Genomic DNA, 1721 nt, shown 5'->3' with positions numbered 1-1721 from the left:
ATCAGTTGAAACACTTCTGGATCCCCTTGGATCCACCCCGCCCGGATGTTTACACCCTCGAAGCGTTGCCGCAACTCACTCCCACCCAGAAAGCGCTCCAGCAGGGCTGGCTGGGATCCCTGCTCGGCTCTTCGGGACAAGATACGCCTCTTCTTGAAAATTCGCTCACCTCGCCTGAGAATCTTGAAACAAGCGAGTAACCTAGTTAACTTAAACGAGAAGTAACAACAGGGGTCAGGAGCGAATCTAATGGACTTCGTTTTGGTTTTATTAATTGGGGTGGCTGTTGGTTTCTCATTGGGTGTTTACGTTGCTCGCCATTACAAGGTCAGTCCTAGACCGGAAATCTGGAAACAAGAGATCATTAGAGAGATATCTTCACACTTAAGGCAACACAGCCAAGAACTCAACAACGCCAACAAAACCTTAACCAAACTGGTCGAAGGATTGGCAGACGAGATTTCTCGGAAGTTACAGGCTACTCAAGCCGATCTCAAAGGGCTTAGATCTCGTCTTGTAGATAGTCACCAAGATTTGCTGCAAAGTTGGAGTAGGGATCTTCTGCAGGCTATATCTGTAAAGTTTTCCGAACATAATGAGCAGCTAAACGATCAGCGAGCCATCCTGGAAAACCTAGTGAAAGAAACTAAAGATATTTATCAGCGACTACAGATTGCTATCCAAAGTTCTCCCAGATTAGAGATATCCCAAACTACAGATCAGAGCTCTCAGAATGAGCAGGTTGCCAGTCATGAAACACCAGAGCCTAGGCTAACAGACGATGTACCGAGAGATAAAGAGGAGATCGCTGCCGCCGGTATATTAGAGGTCGACGTATCAAAGATAGAATCATTCTTAAGCTCAAAAAACGTAAAAATCAAAAGCATAGATGTGAAAGAAAAAGAGGAAAAATTAGATCAAATAGCTGCCTTTATGGGCAATCGATATTCTTTGATTAAAAGATTCTATAGAATGATTAAATCAAATATGAATAGCGGAAACTCTTTCTCAATAAACCTTAAAGACGAGCCTCAACAAGTAATCAGCTCAACTTGCCAGGTTGCCAAAGAGTTACACGGAATCGCATTTTTAGAAGAGTACAGATACTTTAAGGCACCCAGGTATCTGTTGGTAGCAAGACCCAGTAGGTCGCCCCAAGCACTAAATTTTCTCTCAGGAAAATGGCTAGAGAGATACGTTAGGGATAAGCTGATCTGCCTTGCTGCAAGTCAAGCTGGAAAAATTGATTTCTCTTACATAACAAATGCTCAAGTTACTTTGCCGAATGGAGATAAGTTTGAAATGGATCTTTTCTTTCATATTAACGATCAATTCTACTGGGTGGAATCAAAGACAGGCGAGTACCAAGACAAAGTACAGAAGTACTCCAAGATTGCTTCTGACCTTGGTCTCCAGAAAAACCAAGTTTTCATGGTTTTAACTGATGCCAGCCAAGATGTAAGAACCAGCCTATCTTCCCTCTATCGTTTATCAGTCATCAGCGTTGATGAGGTTGAGGCTACCTTTGAGGGGATCCTAAAAAGTCATCTTTGAGAAATCTGAAAGGCACCCAAGCGCATTAGCTCAAGCCACAATTTTGACAGCCTGCTCCACACACCACCAGGGATCCTCGGCAAAAGCCGGCATGGGCGTGCTGCCCGCCTTGCCCAAAATGGCCAGCCGAACTTCCCGATCCAGCCGGGATCCCGATCCGTAGGGAT

General features: G+C 44.5%; 1 protein-coding gene. It reads left to right on the top strand.

Going from position 1 to position 1721, the window contains the following annotated elements; genetic code table 11:
• The first annotated feature begins 249 nt into the window (after nt 1-249).
• On the top strand, nt 250-1554 hold the full coding sequence (locus NW852_RS02245) for a hypothetical protein (RefSeq protein ID WP_414366838.1): 1305 nt from the start codon (nt 250-252) through the stop codon (nt 1552-1554).
• Nucleotides 1555-1721: the final 167 nt, after the last annotated feature.

The sequence above is a fragment of the Synechococcus sp. H60.1 genome (assembly GCF_047462335.1).
In the GTDB taxonomy this organism is placed as follows: Bacteria; Cyanobacteriota; Cyanobacteriia; order Thermostichales; family Thermostichaceae; genus Thermostichus.
Note: the sequence above shows the minus strand (reverse complement) of the source record. Positions and strands in the feature narration are given on the sequence as shown.